Consider the following 16,473-nt stretch of genomic DNA (forward strand, 5'->3'; position numbering starts at 1 on the left):
CTCACATCGCTTCCGGGAAAAGACCTATGACGGCGAAGGTGATGACAGCGGTGATCGCCATAAAGTGCCAGTAGAGCGCGACGTTGTGCAGTTCCATGTCGTGCTCCCGCGTCAGGCGACCGGCGAGGCTGCGCGCAAGGCAATAGAGCTGCATAACGGATCCGACCGCGGCATGAGCAAGCGCCCAGATGACGAGAATCCAGACGATCGCCGGATAGACATGCGCGGTCGGCTGCATGTCATGCTGCCAGGGTCCGGCAAAACCGGCTGCAGAGGCAGCAAGCGTCAGCAGAAACGCAGCAACAAGCGCAGCGCGTGCGCCGTCGATCCACCCGCTTGCGTTCAGTCGGCGCGCACCAAGCATCGCGACCCATGCGGCGACGAAGAGAGACAGCGCGATCATCGGCCACCGCATACCGGGACCCGGCTGCCCCAGAGTGAAGTCGGGATGGATGGTCCAGTAGAAAAAATAGCCGAAGATGAGGCTGGCGAAGGCAGTTCCGTCGCCAACCATCGTAATGAACATCGCCCACCAGCCAACAGAATCCGGACCGGAGGCATAGAGCGGCAAGCGCAATCCAAGGCCGACATCCTTGGTCTTCTTTTCCGGGGTTTCGCCGGTGCCGGTCCAGAGCCACCACAGAACGGCAGAGAGCGTGCCGATGCCCGACAATAGGGCGAGGATCCAGAGTTCGAAGGTGAGCGCGACGAAGACCCCGCCGAGCAATGCGGCCGAGATTATTGTGATCGTGGTTGATGTCGCCACGCGCTGGCACTGTAGCGGATGGGCGTCGAGCACCGAGGTGATGAGCGTCTCGCGGCGATTCTCCTTGGCACTGCGAAGATAATAGGCGCCCTCATTGACCTTTTGCATCAGATCCGCCTGGTCCCAAAGCGGATACCGGCTCTCGATGATCGGAATGGATCGAACGCCCCAGTTCTCCTCGGGCTCGTTCAGCCATTCGAGCGTGCCCGCCTTCCACGGATTCTGCTCGCTGCGGGGTTCGCGATGCTTCGGCCGTACAACATCGAAGACAACCACCAGCACCCCTGCCGCGAAAACATAGGCGCCGATCGTGGAGATGAGATTCAGCCAGTCCCAACCGATCCCCTCGGGGTAGGTGAAGACGCGGCGCGGCATCCCGCGCAGGCCGCTGAGATGCATCGGAAAGAACGCGACGTTGAAGCCGGCAAACATCAGCCAGAAGGCGGTGCGCCCGAGACGGGGCGAGAGCATCCGCGCATTGATCAGCGGGTAATAATAGTAAACGCCGGCGACCAGCGGGAACAGCATTCCACCGATCAGCACGTAATGCAGATGTGCGACGATAAAATAGGTATCGTGCGCCTGCCAGTCGAACGGAACGAGCGCGACCATCACGCCGGTCAGCCCGCCGATGACGAAGATAGCGAGCCCGCCGGCGCCGAACAGCATCGGCACCGAGAAGATGACACGTCCGGCCAGCATGGTGGCGATGAAGACGAAGATCTGCACGCCGGTTGGAATCGCGACCGCTTCCGAGGCGGCCGAGAAGAATGCCAGCGAGATCTGCGGCAGGCCGGTAGCGAACATGTGGTGGACCCAGAGGCCGAACGATAGGAAGCCGGTGCCGACAGCGGCAAGCACGATCCAGGAGTAGCCGGCGATCGGACGTTGCGAAAAGGTTGGCACGATCATCGCCATCAGCGCGATGGCGGGCAAGAAGATGATGTAGACCTCGGGGTGCCCGAAGATCCAGAACAGGTGTTGCCACAGCAGTGGGTCGCCGCCCCGCGTCGGGTCGAAGAACGGCCAGTCGAACATGCGCTGCATCTCAAACAGGATGTCGCCGGCGATCAGCGGCGGAAAAGCGAATAGTATCATGCCCGCGACGATCAGCAGGTACCAGGCGAACAGTGGCATTAGGTTGATGCGCATGCCCGGCGCACGGCACTTCATGATGCCGACGATCAGTTCGACCGCCGCAGCAATGGAGGCGACTTCGATAAAGGAGAGGCCCAGCAGCCAGATGTCGGCACCAATGCCGGAATATGCCTTGTCAGTGGCAAGAGGCGGATACATGAACCAGCCTGAAGAGGGAGCGGCGTCGAAGAAGATCGAACCGCAAACGAAGACACCGCCGATCAGAAAGCTCCAGAAGCCGAAGGCGCCGAGACGGGGAAATGGCAGTTCACGCGCACCGAGCATCGGCGGCAGCAGAAAGATCGCGACGGCCTCGAAGATAGGCACGGCAAACAGGAACATCATCACGGTGCCATGCAGCGTAAAGGCCTGGTTATAAAAGTCGGCAGAGAGGAAATTGTTTCCCGGAACCGCGAGTTGCGTGCGCACAAGAAGCGCCAGTACGCCGCCAAACAGCATGAAGGCAAAGGCCGCACCCCCGTACCAGAGGCCAACCTGCGTATTGTTGACCGAAGTCCAGTAACGCCAGCCGATCGGCGTCTTCCAGACGAGGCGCAGCTGTTCTTTTTCGATCTTCTCTGCGGAGGGCAAGGCGTTTCGCTTGATGCGGGCTTTGAGGGTTGTCATTCGAGCCCCTTCAGCCAGGAGGCGATTTCGGCGAGGTCCTGTTGGGGCAGCATGTTGAAGTCGGGCATCTTCGAACCCGGCTTGATCAAATGCGAATGGGCGATGAAGCTACGAACGGCCTCATCGTCGGTGGGCAAAACGCCGGCACCAATCGTTCCCCGCGAACCCATATGCGAGAGATCCGGGCCGACACCACCCTCAGCTTGTGTGCCCGCAACGCGGTGGCACGCGCCGCAGCCGTTGCGAAGGAATATGTCGCGTCCGGGCAAGGATGCGCCGGGCGAAGGGTTCGCCCGCACAGCCAGCCATTCCCGGAAGGCAGCGGGCTGCATGGCGACGGCCGTGAAGGTCATCAGCGCGTGCGAGGTCCCGCAATATTCCGCGCAAGGGCCGCGGTAGGTGCCATGTTTGGTCGCCAGCAACGAGAGCCGATTCACGCGACCCGGGATCATGTCCATCTTGCCACCGAGCGCGGGAATCCAGAAGGAATGGATGACGTCGGTGCTTTTCAGCAAGAACTCGACGCGCTCGCCAACCGGCAGCCTGATCTCGTTGGCGGAAAGAATAGGAACTCCGCCGTCAGCCGGGTGGTAGGCGACCCGCCACCAGAATTGCTCACCAGTCACTTCGATCCTGAGACCATTGGCTTCGCCGGCTCGTGCGAAAGGTCTCAGTCCAGGCATCAACCAAAGCGCATAGCCTAGCAAGAGAAAGAGGAGTAGCGAAGGAATGGCTGCCCCGCCCCAGAAAATCAGCCGGCTTGCAACACGCTCGTCTATGGGAGTGCGCTCATGACGTGTCGCGTGGGCCAGAAGACCGATGACCGTCAGCCAGATAAAACCGCCAGCAATGGCCATGAGCCAGAAAAGGTCAGCGATCTGGCGCGCTTCCTCTCCGGCCGGATCAAGCGCCGACTGGGCTCCCGAGCAGCTGGAACAGGTTCCCAAGCATAACCACAGCGCGAGCCAGCGCACCGCAGCGAGTTTCGTAATCCGGGCGCTTGTGCTTGGAACTGTTGACGAATCTATCCCTCCAATCGATGCCCTTGCTCACAAACGCGCCCGCAACCGAGTGGTTGCGCCAAAACTTCAGTTTAACGGCAATGGCCAGTGCTCATGCAATCTGTGCGCCGGTTTCGTCATTTGTCGCGCCGGTAGGCTTCGATACCGGCGATCCTTTGTACGTCTCAGCAGGCAGCCACCCTATTTTAAGGTTCACCAACTATCGGGACCAATCGAGCGATTTCTTGCACTTTGCGGCGTTCGACGGCGTGCCCAAGCCGTCTCGAAAAGTACCGTCTCCGCTCCAACCTGCGAGCAGGCGACCGAGCATTGGTGTTGGTGAAACGTGGGCGCGCACCGAAGAGTTGTCGCCGAGCCGCCCGTCGATCTCGAACATCTCGATCAGGAACCCGCGCCTCCGGCGCGGTTGCAACGCCGGTCCTGTAAATGTCCGCAACGCCAGGGGGGCGGCTCAGCCATCGTCCCTGGCGACCAGTAGAAAAGGTTCGCGCTCCGGCGTCGTCACCGAAAAGCCCGAAGGGCCCACCGCGCTGAAAAAGCGATGGAACATGTCGATGAAGACACGCACGAAGAGTGGCTTTGCCGACCCGTACATGTCGGCGACGATCAGCGTGGGTGGCGGCAGTTCATCGAGGATTGGTCTTCGAACGATCTCCTCGCCATCGGCGGTGGCGCGACCGATCGGCCGCATGTTGAGGACGGCCATGCCGAAGCCGGATGCGACGGCCGAGCGCACCGTTTCATAAGAGCGCGTGCGAAAGCGCACCTCCGGCCGTTTCGCCAGCACGTCGAACAGGGTCAGGAGATAGGTCGCCGTGTGCGGCAGGTCGAGCAGCACCAGCGGCCGTGCCGCCAGTTCCGCCAGCCAGATGCCGTCGCGCGCGGCAAGGGGATCGTCCGCATTGAGCACGGCATGCGCCGGTACCTTGCAGATGCGGGTGACGCTGTCGATACCGAATGGACCGATGTCGTAGAGAATGGCCAGATCGATCTGGCCGGCGACAAGCCGTTCCTGCAATTGGACCTGGTCTGCCTCGACAAGGTCGATCTCGACATCGCCGACGTTGTCGAGGTAGCTGCGCAGCATCTCCGGCATGAACAGCGCGCCGAACGGCTCGAAGCAGCCGATGCGCAGGACCTTCGGCACGCGCCCGTTGAGGTCTCCGATCGACCGGTTGAACTCCGTCTCCGCCGCCAGCATGATGCGGGCGGCGGCGACGAAGCGTTGGCCGGCCGGCGTGATGGAGACGCCGCGCGCCGGCCGCCTGTCGAAAATGCGCGCTCCCATCCCGGCCTCGGCCAGAGTGATCGCCGCGAGGATGGAGGATTGCGAGATGTAGAGCGATCTGGAGGCCGCCAGCACGCTGCCAAGGCGGGCGACTTCGCAGACATAGCGCAACTGCCGAATGGTCAGATTCATGGCTCTTTGTTACATTAAATAGCGAATATTCCCCACAACAATACATTTTATGGTGATGAAAAAACCCGCCAGATTGCCCAGGCTGACAAGGCTGCCGGAAGAGCGGCCATGAAGTGAGGGGTTCGAACTGCATGCCGAATGGGCTGTCTCCCATTGCCGACGCCGATGATCTGTGCCGCCTGGCTGCTGCGGAGCTTAGCGCCGCCTACCGCGCTGGATCGCTGTCGCCCGTCGAGGTGACGCTGGCGGCGCTGGATCGCGCCGAAGCGATCAATCCGCTTTTCAACGCCTTCACCATGATCGACCGCAAGGGTGCGATCGAGGCCGCAGGTGCTTCCGAGAAACGCTGGCGGGCAGGCGAGCCGCTGTCGGCGGCCGACGGCATACCGACGACGCTGAAGGACATCGTCTGGGTCGAGGGCTGGAGCGTGCGTTACGGCAGCAGGACGACGACTTCCGCCGCCTATGACAAGGATGCCCCCGCCGTTGCCCTGCTGCGCAGAGCCGGCGCCGTCTTCATCGGACAGACGACGACGCCCGAATTCGGCTGGAAGGCGATTACCGACAGCGGCCTCTGCGGCATCACGCGAAATCCCTGGAATGCGCAAAAGACCCCCGGCGGTTCCTCCGGCGGAGCGGCGGTGGCCGCCGCCACCGGCGCCGGCGTCTTCCATCTCGGAACCGATGGCGGCGGCTCGATCCGCATTCCGGCCTCGTTCACCGGCATCGCCGGATTGAAGCCGACCTTCGGCCGCGTGCCCGCCTATCCGTCCAGCGCGTTCGGAACCGTCGCCCATATCGGACCGATGGCGCGGACAGCACTCGATCTTTCCGTCATGGCCGGCGCCATGTCCGGCCGCGATATCAGCGACTGGCAGCAAGGCGTGGGAACGCTGGCGCCGCTTGGCCGGATCGAAGAAGTTTTGCGGGGCGCTCGGATCGGCTACTGGTCGAAGCCGCCTTCAGGAGCGCTGGATTCCGGGATCGCCGCCGTCGTCTCCCACGCCTTGACGTGTTTCGACGCCTTCGGCGCGACGGTCGAGCCGATTGATCTTCCCGGTGGCGATCTCCTCGACCTGTTCCAGCATCACTGGTTCACCGGCGCCGCGGCGCGGCTGGCGCTGGTTCCGCCGAGCGAACGGGCGGGCATCGATCCGGGCTTCCTGGAGATCGCGCAGGCTGGGGCGGCGTTCGACGTCCATACGCTCGTCGCCGCACAGTTGGAGCGCGCCGAATTCGGCGCCGCCATGGACCGGCTGCTGGACGACTATGATTTCATCGTTTCGCCGGGGACATCGGTTCCAGCCTTCGACGTTGGCCTTGAAGTGCCTCTGGGCAGCGGCCTTTCGCGATGGATCGAATGGGCAGCGTTCAGCTACCCGATCAATCTCAGCCAGCAACCGGCCTGCGTCATCCCTTGCGGCATGACCGAGGCGGGCCTGCCCGTCGGCTTCCAGATCATCGGCGCGCGCGGCGACGATGCCCGCGTGCTTTCGGCGGCAGCCGACCTGGAAGCCGCTTTCGTGCCCATGACCCACGCGTTTCGCCAGAAAGATCTGGTGTGAAAGATTTCGCATGAAGAAAAGACTCTAACCAACGCCAAAAAGGGGAACTTTGCCATGATGAACAGACGTGCAATGCTGCAGGGCGCGGTCGGCGCGGGTGCGGCCGGTGCCGCGCTTCTTGCCGATATGAACACTGCGGCGATCGCCCAGGACACCAAGCCCATTCCGGTCGGCTCGGCCCTGCCGATGTCCGGCATCGCCGCCGCCGACGGCATCGAGTTCAAGAACGGTCTCGAACTTGCCGCCGAGGAGATCAATGCGGCGGGCGGCATTCTCGGCCGGCCTGTCGAGATCCACATCGAAGACACCAAGGAAATGGGCGCCGACCTCGTCAGCCAGTCGATGCAGCGCCTGATCGACCGCTTCGAGGCGCCGGTCATCATCAATGGCTACAATCTCGGCACCAACATGATCGAGATGGACGTCGCCGCCGACAACGACGTCATCATGATGCACTACAACACGCTGATTTCGCACAATGAGAAGTTCAAGACCGACCCTGCCCGCTATTACAGCTCCTTCCAGGGCGATCCGCCGGAGTTCTGGTATGGACCGGGCTGCCTGAACTTCCTCAAGACGCTTGCCGCGGACGGCAAATGGAAGGCGCCCAACAAGAAGATCGCCATCATCCCGTCTGCCAACGAATATTCGATCGTCATCGCCAACGCGATCCGCGACAAGGCCGCCGAATACGGCTTCGAGGTTAGTCTGTTCGAGACCGTTCCGTTCCCGACCAACCAATGGGGACCGACGCTGGCGAAACTCCGCCAGGACCCGCCGGCGGCGATCCTGGTCACGCACTTCCTGCCGCAGGACCTGGCGCAGTTCATGGTCCAGTTCCTCGCCGAGCCGATCAACAGCCTGATCTACATGCAGTACGGACCATCGCTGCCGGCTTTCCGCGAGATCGGCGGCGAGGCGGTCAACGGCGTCGTCTATTCGACGGTGATCGGCTGCCTGCCGGACGATTTCTCCAAGCCGTTCCGCGAGAGCTACCGGGCCAAATTCGGTCCGAACTCGGCCTACATCACGGGATCGCAGACCTATGACGGCCTGTGGATGTGGGCGCTTGCCGCGGCAATCGCCGGTGGTCCAGGCGAACCGATGGACAAGGCGCAGACCACCAAGGTGGCCAATGCGATGAAGCGCCTGGTCTATCGCGGGGTCAACGGCACCTACCGGGCCGATCCGGCCGGCCAATCGGCCTTCTGCTATCCGACGCAGGTAGCCGATCCGTCGCTTGGCATGCCGCACCAGTTCCTGCAGCATCAGGATTACAAAACCGATCCGAAGCTGATCGCGCCGGTGCTCTATGCCACGGACAGCTTCATCCTACCGCCATGGATCAAGTGACCGGACGCGGAAATGAAACCAACGACACCGGCCGGGCCGTTTGCCCGACCGGCTCCATTGGGTGAGAAATATGACTGAGGCCGCCGGTCCGATGCTGGTTTGTGACAGTGTGGTCAAACGGTTCGGCTCGCTGGCCGCCGTCGACGGCGTGTCGATGGTGGTCAATGCGGGCGAGATCGTTGGCATTGGTGGGCCAAACGGCGCCGGCAAGACGACCTTCTTCGACGTGGTGACCGGGATCACGCCGGCCAGTGGCGGCCGGGTGCATTTCGGCGACACCGACATTTCGGCGCTTCCGGCCGACCGCATCTGCCAACTCGGAATCGCCCGCACCTTCCAGCTCAATGCCGCCTTCGACAGCTTGACCGTTCGCGAAAACATCGAGATCGCCGCGTATTTCGGCCGGCAGCGGCGAAGGCTGGCCGGCTTCCGCCTCGGCGAGGATGTCCGGCAGGCAACGATCGAAGCGCTGGACTTCGTCGGGCTTGCGGCCAAGGCCGACGAGACCGTGGCGCGGCTGCCGGTGCTCGACCGCAAGCTGCTGATGATTGCCGGCGCCATCGCCACCCGGCCGAAAATGCTCTTCCTCGACGAGCCGGTGGGCGGGCTCAACGTCGCCGAGATCGACCAGATCATGGCGATGGTGCTGAAACTGCGCGACCAGGGACTGACCATCGTCCTGATCGAGCACGTCATGCGCTTTCTCCTGGCGCTCTCCAGCCGCGTGATCATCATGCACCATGGCAAGGTGATATTCGAAGGCCGGCCGGACAAGGTCGCCGAGGACCAGACCGTTGTCGAAACCTATCTCGGCCAGGGCACGCAGAAACGGCTGAAGAAATTCTTCGATGAGCAAGCTGCCGCGACGAATCCGGCGGTGGGGGGAACGCCATGACGGGCGCAGCCGCAAAACCACCTGTCCTGCAACTCGACGGCATCGTCTGCGGCTATGACGGACTCGACGTGCTCAAGGGCATTTCGCTGACCGTTCATGCCGGTGAATTCGTCACCGTCGTCGGCCCGAACGGCCATGGCAAGTCGACATTGCTCAAGACCATTTCCGGCCTGGTGCCGCTGCGCGGCGGTCAGATCAGCATCGACGGCCGGCGCCTGTCCGGCAAGCCGCATGAGACGGCGATGCTGGGCGTCGCCCACGTGCCGCAGGGCGATATGCTGTTCGCGCAGATGAGCGTGCTCGAAAACCTTTTGATGGGCGGCTATCTCGCGCCGGACAAGGCCGAGATCGCGCGTCGGCTGGACGAGGTCTACGCGCTTCTGCCGAAGCTTGCCGACCGTCGCAACCAGATCGCCTCGAGCCTGTCGGGCGGCGAACGGCGCATGGTCGGCATAGGCCGCGGCCTGATGATGGGCGGGCGCATCCTTTTGATCGACGAGCCGTCGCTTGGCCTCGCGCCACTGATCATCGATCAGGTCTACGACGTCATTTCGCAACTGAGCAAGGCTGGGCGCACGATCCTGCTGGTGGAGGAGAACCCGGCCCGGGTCGAGGACCTCGCCGCCCGCCTGCATCTGCTCGACGACGGCGCCATCGTCTGGTCAGGCAAGCCCGCCGAACTGATGGCGCGCGACGAACTCCTCGCAACCTATCTCGGAGGCTGACGCCATGACCGACGTTCTCATGGCCATTCTCGTCGCCGGCTTCACCTCGGGCGCGCTCTATGCGCTGGCGACGGTCGGGCTGTCGCTGGTCTGGGGTTCGATGGGCATGCTCAACATGGCCCATGCGGCGATGCTGACGCTTGGCGGCTACGTCGCCTTCACGGTGATCACCTCGCTCGGCCTGCCGGTCGCAATCGGTTTCGCCGGTGCCATCGTCGCGGGTGCTTTGGCCGGCGCCATCCTCTATTTCGCGATCGTTCGCAATCTCCTGCAGAACGACAAATCGACATTCGAAGCCAACGTCATGATCGCCACGGTCGGCATCGGCATCGCCCTCGAGAATGCCATCCTCCTGACCTATGGCGGGCAGCCGCTGAAGCAGCCGGTCTCGATCGCCGGTGCCTTACGCCTGGGGCCGCTGACGCTGCCCTGGCAGAACCTTCTGATCATCGCTGTGGTGGTCGTGATGATGGTCGTCGTCTCGGCGGCGCTCGGCCGCACGCGGATGGGCCGTGCGATCCGGGCGACGGCGCAGAACCGCGACGCGGCGCAACTCATGGGCGTCGCCGTCAACCGCGTCTACCTGCAGGTGCTGATGCTGTCGGGCGCGCTCGCCGGCATCAGCGGCGTCATGGTCTCGTCGATGACGCAATTGTCGCCGCCACTCGGCAACGACCCGATGCTGAAGGCCTTCATCATGTGCGTGGTCGCCGGTCTCGGCAATCTGCCGGGCGCCATCGCAGCAGCACTTGGGCTGGCGTTGCTCGAATCCTTCGTCCAGTACGCCTTGGGCGCCAGGTGGGGCTTTCCATCGCTGCTGTTCGTCGTCATTGCCGTGCTGATCTGGCGGCCGTCCGGCCTTTTCGGCCACGCCGAAATCCGGCGCATGTGAGGGGTATCATGACAGAGACACGTCCCATGTCCCGTTCCTCCATGTCCCGCTCGGCCAGGACTGATCTTGCCATCAGCTTGATGCTGATCGCGGCTGCGATCGCGCTGCCGTTCCTGGTCGACAGCCGCTACATCCTTGGCCAGATCGTGCTGGCGCTGTTCTATGCGACGATCGCCTCGCAGTGGAACCTCCTGTTCGGCTTCTCGGGCATCTTCTCGCTGGCGCAAATGGCGATCTTTGCCTTCGGCGGCTATGCGACGGCGATGCTCTGCTTCTATTTCGGCTGGAACGTCTGGGCAGCACTTGTGCCTGGCGCGCTGGGCGCCGTGCTGTTCTCGCTGGTCGTCGGCCTCGCCTGCCTTCGCCTGACCGGCGTCTATGTGGCGCTGCTGACGCTGGCGATCGCCCAGACGATGTATCTGCTGATCGTCACCGATACCGAATGTTTCGTCATGGTCGGCTCCGTCTGCCGCCAGTTCACCGGCGGCGCCGTCGGCTTTGCCCGCTTCGGCGACCTCGGCACCAGGGCCTTGCTCCGGGCGCAGTGGCTGGTCGGCAATTACGCCATCATCGCGGTGCTGTTCGCGCTCACCATGGTCTTCACCTACGCGATCGTCAAAAGCCCGATCGGCCTTGCTTTCCGGGCGCTGAAGGACAATCCGGGCTATGCGGTGGCCCGCGGCGTCAACCGCTTCCAGGCGCAGCTTCTGGTGTTCGGCATCTCCGCCTTCTTCACCGGGCTGGCCGGCGGTTTCTATGCCGCGCATTTCCAGGCGATCGGCCCCGGTGTGCTGTCGATGTCGCAACTTATGTTCATCATCGCCATCGTCGTGGTCGGCGGCGTCGGCACGTTCTGGGGACCGCTGGTCGGGACGGTGGTGCTGGTGCTGGCTGACGAACTGATGCGAGAGAGCGGCGAGTTCCGCACGCTCGGGCTCGGCCTGATCATCGCCCTGTCGGTGGTGCTGATGCCCAAGGGGCTGGTCGGCCGTTTTGGCGATGTCATCGACTGGCTCGGGCGCCGTCGCGCCAGCCCCGACAGCAAGCCAGCAGCAAGCAGCATTGTGCAAAGCCCGACCCCGGCCGGAAAGTGAGAGACTGACGATGTTCGATACGATCATAGTGGGCGCCGGCTCGGCCGGCTGCGTGCTGGCAAACCGGCTCAGCGCCGATCCTGCCCGCAAGGTGCTGCTGCTGGAGGCCGGGCGCGAGGCGCCGCTCGCCTCGGACGTGCCGTCGGACTGGCCGACCATGTTCAACACGGAAGTCGACTGGGGCTACTACACCGAGCCGCAGGCCGGCTGCCGCGGCAGGCGGGTGTTCTGGCCGCGCGGCAAGATGATCGGCGGCTCCGGCGCGCTGAACGCCATGATCTATATTCGCGGGCTGCCGTCCGACTATGATGGCTGGGCGGCGATGGGCTGCCCCGGCTGGGCGTGGGCTGACGTGCTGCCGGTGTTCAAGGCCAGTGAAAGCAATGCCGAACTCGGCAACGACCCGCTGCACGGCGCCGACGGGCCGCTGCATATCGGCAATGTCGGACATGTCGATCCCAACGAGCTTGCCTGGATCGAGGCCTGCAAGGCCGCAGGCTACAAGCAGAACCGCGATTTCAACGGCGTCGAGCAGGAAGGCGTCGGCCTGTTCCAGTTCACCATTAAGAATGGCGAACGCTGGGGCACCGGCAAGGCCTATCTGCGCCCGGCGCGGGAACGACCCAACCTGACCGTGAAAACCGGTGTGCTGGCGACGGGCCTGATCGTCGAGAAGGGCCGGGTCAAGGGCATCCGCTATCTCGTCAATGGCGAACCTGAGACCGCTTTCGCCGACAGCGAGGTGGTGCTGTCCTCGGGCTCGATCGGCAGTTGCCAGCTGATGCTGCTTTCGGGCATCGGGCCGGCCGACGAACTCGCCCAGGTCGGCGTTGCTCCCGTGCACGACCTGCCGGGCGTGGGCAAGGATCTGCAGGACCACATCAACATTCCGATCACCTTCTATACCAAGGACAAGATCGGCGTCGGCGCCTGGACCGACGAGACGCTGCAGCGCGACTTCGCCGAATGGCAGACATCGCGCAGCGGCCCGCGTTCCTCACCCTGGGTGGCGGCGGGCGGCTTCGTCAAGAGCCGGCCCGATATCGAGCCGGACCTGCAGCTTTACGGCGCCATCAGCCCGCATCGAGACTATGTTCGGTTCCTTTCGTCCAGACCCGGCATCACGCTGCACACCACGCTGCAGCGGCCAGACAGCCGCGGCGAGATTCGCCTGCGCTCGGCCAATCCGATCGAATATCCGGCTATCGACCCACGTTACTTCATCAGCGACGAGGATGGCTCGGACATCGCCACGCTGGTCGAAGGCATCCGCATCAGCCGGCGCATCGCGGCGCAGTCGCCGCTTGCCGAAATGCTCGCCGGCGAAATCACGCCGAGCGCCGAATGCGAGAGCGACGCCGAGATCGCCGACTATATACGCGGCCACTGCACGACGCTCTATCACCCGACCAGCACCTGCCGCATGGGTTCAGATGCGATGGCCGTCGTCGATCCGACGTCGATGAAGGTTCATGGGCTGGACGGGCTTTGCATCGCCGACGCCTCGGTCTTTCCGAAAATGGTGTCGGGCAACACCAACGCGCCGACGATCATGATCGCCGAACGCGCCGCGTCAATGATCCTGGCGGGCTAGGAAACAAGACATGACGACAGGCTGGAATTTCCACGAACTCTATCTCTGGCACGAGACCGGCAATGCCGCGCAGTTCTTTCAGCCGAGCCTGACCATCGAGCCGGGCGAGCATGCGGAGAATGCCGACACGAAACGCCGATTCCGCAATCTGATGGAGGTTTCGGGCCTGACCGAGAAACTGTCCAAGATCGCCTCCGTCGCGGTGAGCGAGGATGACCTCGCCCTGTTCCACGACCGCGACTACATCAGCCGTATCAAGCTGCTCAGTGATGGGCGCGGCGGCGATGCGAGCTATCTCACCCCCTTCGGCCATGGCAGCTACGAGATCGCCTGTCTGGCCGCCGGCGGCACGGCGGCGGTGATGGATGCGGTGTTGAGCGGCGATGTCGACAATGGCTATGCGCTGGTACGACCGCCCGGCCATCATGCCGAGCGCGGGCAAGGCATGGGCTTTTGCCTGTTCGGCAACGTTCCGGTCGCTATCCTGAAGAACCGGGCCAAACATGGCTTCGAGCGGGTCGCCAGCGTCGACTGGGATGTCCATCACGGCAACGGCACCCAGTCCGCCTTCTATTCGGACCCGTCGGTACTGACCATCTCGATCCATCAGGACGGGCTTTATCCACATGACAGCGGTCTTCACAACGAACGCGGCGAGGGCAAGGGCGAAGGCTACAACATCAATGTACCGCTGCCGGCCGGCTGCGGCCACGGCGTTTACATGTCCGTCTTCGAACGCGTCGTGCTGCCGGCGCTCAATCGCTACAAGCCTGATCTTATCGTCGTGCCGTCGGGCTTCGACGCCTCGGCGGCCGATCCGCTGGGGCGCATGATGCTGCATAGCGGCAGCTACCGCGACATGACGCGGATGCTGATGCAGGCGGCGGACGACCTCTGCGGCGGGCGCCTGATGATGTCGCACGAAGGCGGCTATTCCGCCTCCTACGTTCCCTACTGTGGCCTGGCGGTGATGGAGCAGTTGTCCGGCATCAGGACGCATATCGACGACCCGTTCCTGCCGGTCTTCGAAAGCTATGCCGGCCAACCCTTGCAGCCACATCAGGCGGCCGCTGTTTCCAGGGCGGAGGAACTTTTGGGCGGCATCGCCTAGAAGCCTGATTGCGGTCAGCCAATGAGGCGATCTCAAGACACACCGGCGGCCAATCTCGCAAATGCGGGCACGCGCTGACGGTAGGCTAATGCATGTCGCCCAAAAGTACCGGTTTGGGACAACGACATGCACGAAAACAAAGACTTAAAGCGCGTCGTTTTTTGCGAGAAACGCCGGAGCACTCCAGACTACGCTAACCCCTACTCCCACTCGATTGTTCAAACAGCCTATAACTAATTGAAATTACACTAGGATGTTTCTATAGCCCCATAAGAGACCGACACCAGAGCCGTCAAAAAATTACGCCTCGGTTCTAAAGGGAAATCGCCGCAAAGAATTTTTCGAGGGTTCACCAACTATCGGGACCAATTGGGCGATTTTTGTACCCCAAGACGTTCGACGGCCTGCCAAAGCCGTTTAAAAAAGCACCGTCACCGCTCCAATAGGGCATTGGCATGGGTCATAACGATCGACAAGCAACCGGTGTCGCACACACCCTGGTGCGGGCGGTGTGGCGCGACCGCGCTGGCATCCACTCGATTATTGCTAAAATTCCGGCTAGCTTGGCGAGAGATGGCTCAATTTCTGGTCGGTGAATCACAATCAGACCGCCCGTCAAGAGAATAATGGGCAGCACCTTTGGTCTAAGGCGAGTGCAATGGCGCGCACGAATGAGCTCTACAACAATGCGCCGTGGGACGCCCAGCGACCTTGTCCTTTCGTATACCGATCAAGCAATTGGCTATATGGGCAAGATAGGGGAAATCGTTTTTAGCAGTCCGGATTGGAATCAAGAGGGATGACTTCTGCCGATTTTTTTGACATCGTTTTCCTCCTCGATCCATCCCACAATACAACAGGAAGTCTCTGCTCACTCCTCGCGGCGATATTCGCCAACCCACCTAGTTCCGGACTGGCGATCAGAAAGCATATCTGAACGGCATTCCATAGAAGCGATATAAATTGAAATTGCGGCCATGTGATTCACACCCGGGATGGTTTCGAAGCCGGGGGCGCTCACGGTCTCAAGGCGAGAATTTTAAGAGACGTTCAAGAATGACCCAACACGCAGAAAACGCTCGAATTCTCATGTACAGCCACGACACGTTCGGGCTCGGCCACTTGCAGCGCTGCCGGACTATTGCGCATTCGCTAGTCGAGGATTTCCGTGGGCTTCAGGTGCTTATCATTTCGGGTGCGACTATCGCCGGCGCCTTCGACTACCGCGCCCGCGTCGACTTCGTGAAGATCCCCAGCGTCATCAAGTTGCGCAACGGCGAATACACCTCGTTGGAAAAGGACATCGATCTGCATGAGACGCTAAGGATGCGTCAGTCGATCATCCGCCACACAGCCGAGACCTTCCGCCCGGATATCTTCATCGTCGACAAGGAACCGCTCGGCCTGCGCGGTGAGATTGAGGACACGCTGTCCTACCTCAAGACGCGGGGCACCACGCTGGTGCTTGGCCTGCGCGAGGTGATGGATGCACCGCATCTGCTCGAAGCAGAGTGGGCGCGCAGGGATGTGATGCGCAAGATAGGCCTGTTCTACGACAAGGTCTGGGCCTATGGCCCGCCGGATTTCTACGACCCATTGACCGGTTTGGATGTGCCGCCGGCTGTCAGGGCAAAAATGAGATTCGTCGGTTTCCTGCAACGGAGCTTGCAGCGGAACCAGTTGCCCGGCCACCGGCCAGAGGGCGACTATATCCTGGTTACCACCGGTGGCGGCGGCGACGGGGCCGAATTGATTCACGACGTCATCGACGCTTATCAGCAGGATCCGAAATTGCAGCACAAGGCGCTGATCGTGCTTGGGCCTTACATGCCGGCTCGCAAGCGCAACAAGTTGCTGAAGAAGGGGGCCACGATCCCCTACATCAAGATTATCGAGTTCGACAACCGCATGGAAGACCTGATTGCCGGCGCCAAGGCGGTAGTGGCGATGGGCGGTTACAATACTTATTGCGAGATACTATCTTTCGACAAGCCGGCGCTTATCGTGCCGCGCATCGAACCCCGCCAGGAACAACTGATCCGAGCTCGGCGCGCGGCCGAACTGGGCCTCATCGAAATGCTTTTGCCGGAGGAGGCCAAGGACTCCCAGCGGTTTGCCGATGCACTGGTGGCGCTGCCGAATCGGCCTCGTCCATCCCAGAGTAATCCACATCTGACCCTGGAAGGGCTCCCTCATATTTCCGAAATCGTCGCGGAACTGCTCAACCGGCAGGCTGGCCCTCACCTTTCGGTTATTGAAGGCATGAACTGAG

The 16,473-nt window shown here is 62.3% G+C and carries 12 protein-coding genes; 9 read left to right on the top strand and 3 right to left on the bottom strand.

Annotated elements, in window-relative coordinates:
* Position 1 precedes the first annotated feature (1 nt).
* The 3 genes from ctaD to EOB49_RS06080 all read right to left on the bottom strand — a co-directional run bounded on the left by ctaD (position 2) and on the right by EOB49_RS06080 (position 4,972).
* Complete coding sequence (ctaD, locus tag EOB49_RS06070) at positions 2-2,530, bottom strand: cytochrome c oxidase subunit I (protein WP_127380467.1); 2,529 nt, start codon at positions 2,528-2,530, stop codon at positions 2-4.
* The gene (coxB, locus tag EOB49_RS06075) at positions 2,527-3,504 is read right to left on the bottom strand and encodes a cytochrome c oxidase subunit II (protein WP_245472548.1); all 978 of its coding nucleotides are present in this window, start codon (positions 3,502-3,504) and stop codon (positions 2,527-2,529) included. Before coxB ends, ctaD begins: the two co-directional genes overlap by 4 nt.
* Before the next feature lie 499 nt (positions 3,505-4,003).
* The gene (locus tag EOB49_RS06080; protein WP_127380468.1) at positions 4,004-4,972 is read right to left on the bottom strand and encodes a LysR family transcriptional regulator; all 969 of its coding nucleotides are present in this window, start codon (positions 4,970-4,972) and stop codon (positions 4,004-4,006) included.
* A 131-nt stretch (positions 4,973-5,103) separates the two neighbouring features.
* Between EOB49_RS06080 and EOB49_RS06085 the strand changes: the two genes are divergently transcribed.
* The 9 genes from EOB49_RS06085 to EOB49_RS06125 all read left to right on the top strand — a co-directional run bounded on the left by EOB49_RS06085 (position 5,104) and on the right by EOB49_RS06125 (position 16,472).
* Positions 5,104-6,537, top strand: a complete 1,434-nt coding sequence (locus EOB49_RS06085) for an amidase (protein WP_127380469.1) — start codon at positions 5,104-5,106, stop codon at positions 6,535-6,537.
* A 54-nt stretch (positions 6,538-6,591) separates the two neighbouring features.
* A complete protein-coding gene (locus tag EOB49_RS06090) occupies positions 6,592-7,890 on the top strand; it encodes an ABC transporter substrate-binding protein (protein ID WP_127380470.1) in 1,299 nt (432 codons plus the stop codon).
* A gap of 70 nt (positions 7,891-7,960) precedes the next feature.
* Positions 7,961-8,785, top strand: coding sequence for an ABC transporter ATP-binding protein (locus EOB49_RS06095; protein ID WP_127317773.1), 825 nt, complete (start codon positions 7,961-7,963; stop codon positions 8,783-8,785).
* Complete coding sequence (locus EOB49_RS06100) at positions 8,782-9,510, top strand: ABC transporter ATP-binding protein (RefSeq protein WP_127380471.1); 729 nt, start codon at positions 8,782-8,784, stop codon at positions 9,508-9,510. Before EOB49_RS06095 ends, EOB49_RS06100 begins: the two co-directional genes overlap by 4 nt.
* Positions 9,511-9,514: 4 nt before the next feature.
* Positions 9,515-10,402, top strand: coding sequence for a branched-chain amino acid ABC transporter permease (locus EOB49_RS06105; protein WP_127380472.1), 888 nt, complete (start codon positions 9,515-9,517; stop codon positions 10,400-10,402).
* Between the two features lie 26 nt (positions 10,403-10,428).
* A complete protein-coding gene (locus EOB49_RS06110) occupies positions 10,429-11,496 on the top strand; it encodes a branched-chain amino acid ABC transporter permease (RefSeq protein WP_236383177.1) in 1,068 nt (355 codons plus the stop codon).
* Positions 11,497-11,506: 10 nt separating this feature from the next.
* Positions 11,507-13,090 carry a GMC family oxidoreductase N-terminal domain-containing protein gene (locus EOB49_RS06115; protein ID WP_127380473.1) on the top strand — a complete coding sequence of 528 codons (1,584 nt, stop codon included), beginning with the start codon at positions 11,507-11,509 and terminating at the stop codon, positions 13,088-13,090.
* Positions 13,091-13,100: 10 nt separating this feature from the next.
* The gene (locus EOB49_RS06120; RefSeq protein ID WP_127321992.1) at positions 13,101-14,201 is read left to right on the top strand and encodes a class II histone deacetylase; all 1,101 of its coding nucleotides are present in this window, start codon (positions 13,101-13,103) and stop codon (positions 14,199-14,201) included.
* A 1,056-nt stretch (positions 14,202-15,257) separates the two neighbouring features.
* Complete coding sequence (locus EOB49_RS06125; protein ID WP_127321995.1) at positions 15,258-16,472, top strand: glycosyltransferase family protein; 1,215 nt, start codon at positions 15,258-15,260, stop codon at positions 16,470-16,472.
* Position 16,473: the final 1 nt, after the last annotated feature.

Source organism: Mesorhizobium sp. M7A.F.Ca.MR.148.00.0.0, from assembly GCF_003997735.1.
Lineage (GTDB): Bacteria > Pseudomonadota > Alphaproteobacteria > Rhizobiales > Rhizobiaceae > Mesorhizobium.